This is a genomic window from Chitinophaga pinensis (assembly GCF_007896845.1).
Taxonomy (GTDB): domain Bacteria; phylum Bacteroidota; class Bacteroidia; order Chitinophagales; family Chitinophagaceae; genus Chitinophaga; species Chitinophaga pinensis_C.
In genome coordinates this window covers 42,501-45,000 of the sequence record NZ_VOHS01000096.1, presented here as the reverse complement: position 1 = coordinate 45,000, position 2,500 = coordinate 42,501, and the positions used below count along the sequence as shown (strand labels likewise).

3 rRNA genes (2 of these 3 only partly in view) are annotated in these 2,500 nt (G+C 45.6%); all 3 read right to left on the bottom strand.

The annotated features are described in order from the left end of the window. Positions 1 to 72 (bottom strand): 16S ribosomal RNA (locus FEF09_RS30495); it reaches 1,454 nt to the left of the window's first position. A gap of 663 nt (positions 73 to 735) precedes the next feature. Then, positions 736 to 847 (bottom strand): 5S ribosomal RNA (gene rrf / locus FEF09_RS30490). 110 nt (positions 848 to 957) lie between these two features. Beyond that, positions 958 to 2,500: ribosomal RNA gene (locus tag FEF09_RS30485) — 23S ribosomal RNA — on the bottom strand; it runs 1,338 nt beyond the window's last position.

Below are 2,500 nucleotides of genomic sequence, written 5' to 3'. Positions count from 1 at the left end.
CTGCCCCTCGACTTGCATGTATTAGGCCTGCCGCTAGCGTTCATCCTGAGCCAGGATCAAACTCTCCATTGTAAAGAAGTTTTGATACTGACTGTGTAATTTCTCTCGAAATTAGACGTCATTTATCTAATGTTTTCGCTGAACATTACCTGTTAAAATTTGCTGTTGTTTCCATTCTTTCAAAGAACTTCCGTTAAACCATTCGTCTAACGTTTGTTAATGTCCCGGATCCGATCCGTGTGGCGCTTACCGCCTGACATCTTATAGTATCTTAAGAGCTTTTTCTTTGTGTCCGCATCATTTCGTTTGCTGCGGGGGTGCAAAGATAGTGATTATTTTATTATCACCAAACTTTTCTTAAAGATTTTTTAACCCTACTTTTTTGATAATTATCTGCTTACTTATAAGCATTTGCCATCATCTTTTCGGATCATTTATTATAAAGAACTAAGTGTTGATATTAAATATCAAGATGATTTTTCAGCAAAAGACGCCCTAAAGCGCTGCCGCTTACTTGTTTTCTTTGAAGGTAAAATCAATATCAGATATTGATTTTCAAACGTTTCCTGCGAAGAGGCACGTTGATTTAAAGCGGACTGCGAAGATACAATCCTTTACCTTGTACAACAAAATTTTACCTGATTTATTTTACCGTAAGTGCGGTAGGGATCGGTGTGTGGTTGTAGTGAAGATAAAAAAGCCCGGTCTTATTCAGACCGGGACTTCTTTAAATAAATATGGCAGCTACCTACTCTCCCGCATGATTGTGCAGTACCATCGGCCATAAGGGGCTTAACTTCTCTGTTCGGAATGGGAAGAGGTGAACACCCTTGGCAAAACCACCATAAGATCTTTAGTATGATCTCGTCTTTTAATCAGCACTATTGCAGCGTTATTCTGACCAAAGACCAATAAGGTAACATATTGGGAAATTGTAATAGTCTTTACAAAAAAATAAAATTAAAGCTTACGGGCAATTAGTACTACTCGGCTTCGATGTTACCACCCTTACACCTGTAGCCTATCAACGTCGTAGTCTCCGACGGCCCTTAAAAGTAAACTCATCTTGAGGTAGGTTTCACGCTTAGATGCTTTCAGCGTTTATCCTTTCCGTACATAGCTACTCAGCACTGCACCTGGCGGCACAACTGATACACCAGCGGTACGTACGACCCGGTCCTCTCGTACTAAGGTCATGTCCCCGCAATTTACTAACGATCACAACAGATAGGGACCGAACTGTCTTGCGACGTTCTGAACCCAGTTCACGTGCCACTTTAATCGGCGAACAGCCGAACCCTTGGGACCTTCTCCAGCCCCAGGATGTGACGAACCGACATCGAGGTGCCAAACCTCCCCGTCGATATGAGCTCTTGGGGGAGATCAGCCTGTTATCCCCGGAGTACCTTTTATCCTTTGAGCGATGGCCCTTCCATACAGAACCACCGGATCACTTTAGCCAGCTTTCGCTCCTGCTCGGCTTGTCGGCCTCACAGTCAAGCACCCTTTTACTAATGCGCTCTGCGTACGATTACCAACCGTACTGAGGGTACCTTTGCGAGCCTCCGTTACTTTTTAGGAGGCGACCACCCCAGTCAAACTACCCACCAAACAATGTCCTCGTTGCCGAGTTAGACTCTAAACAACAGAAGGTTGGTATTTCAACGTTGACTCCACAACTCCTGGCGAAGCTGCTTCATAGTCTCCCAACTATCCTACACATCTGTTGTTCAAAATCAATGTTAAGTTGTAGTGAAGGTTCACGGGGTCTTTCCGTCCCGTTGCGATTAACCGGCATCTTCACCGATACTACAATTTCACCGAGCTCGTGGTAGAGACAGTGTCCAACTCATTAGACCATTCGTGCAGGTCGGAACTTACCCGACAAGGAATTTCGCTACCTTAGGACCGTTATAGTTACGGCCGCCGTTTACTGGGGCTTCAGTCAGAAGCTTTGGGTTACCCCGAACATCCTTCCTTAACCTTCCAGCACCGGGCAGGTATCAGGCTCTATACGTCATCTTTCGATTTTGCAGGGCCCTGTGTTTTTGTTAAACAGTTGGTTGGACCATTTTACTGAGACCGCATCACTGCGGTACGCCTTATCCCGAAGTTACAGCGTCAATTTGCCTAGTTCCTTTACCACGGATCACTCGAGCGCCTGAGGATACTCTCCTCGACTACCTGTGTCGGTTTACGGTACGGGCTGCTATAACCGAACCTTAGAGGTTTTTCTTGGAAGTCTGATTAGGGACATTATCAGCGCGGCCGAAGCTTTGCTGTACTATCGGGTTCATCATCCCGTGCGGATTTGCCTACACAGGATATAACTACTCCCTTTAACGCACTATTCCGTAAGTGCGCAGTCCTTTCACTACTCCGTTACCCCATCGAAATTATAGCAGGTACTGGAATATTCACCAGTTTGCCATCAGCTACGCCTCTCGGCTTTGCCTAAGGACCCGACTAACCCTGATCCGATTAGCGTTGATCAGGAACC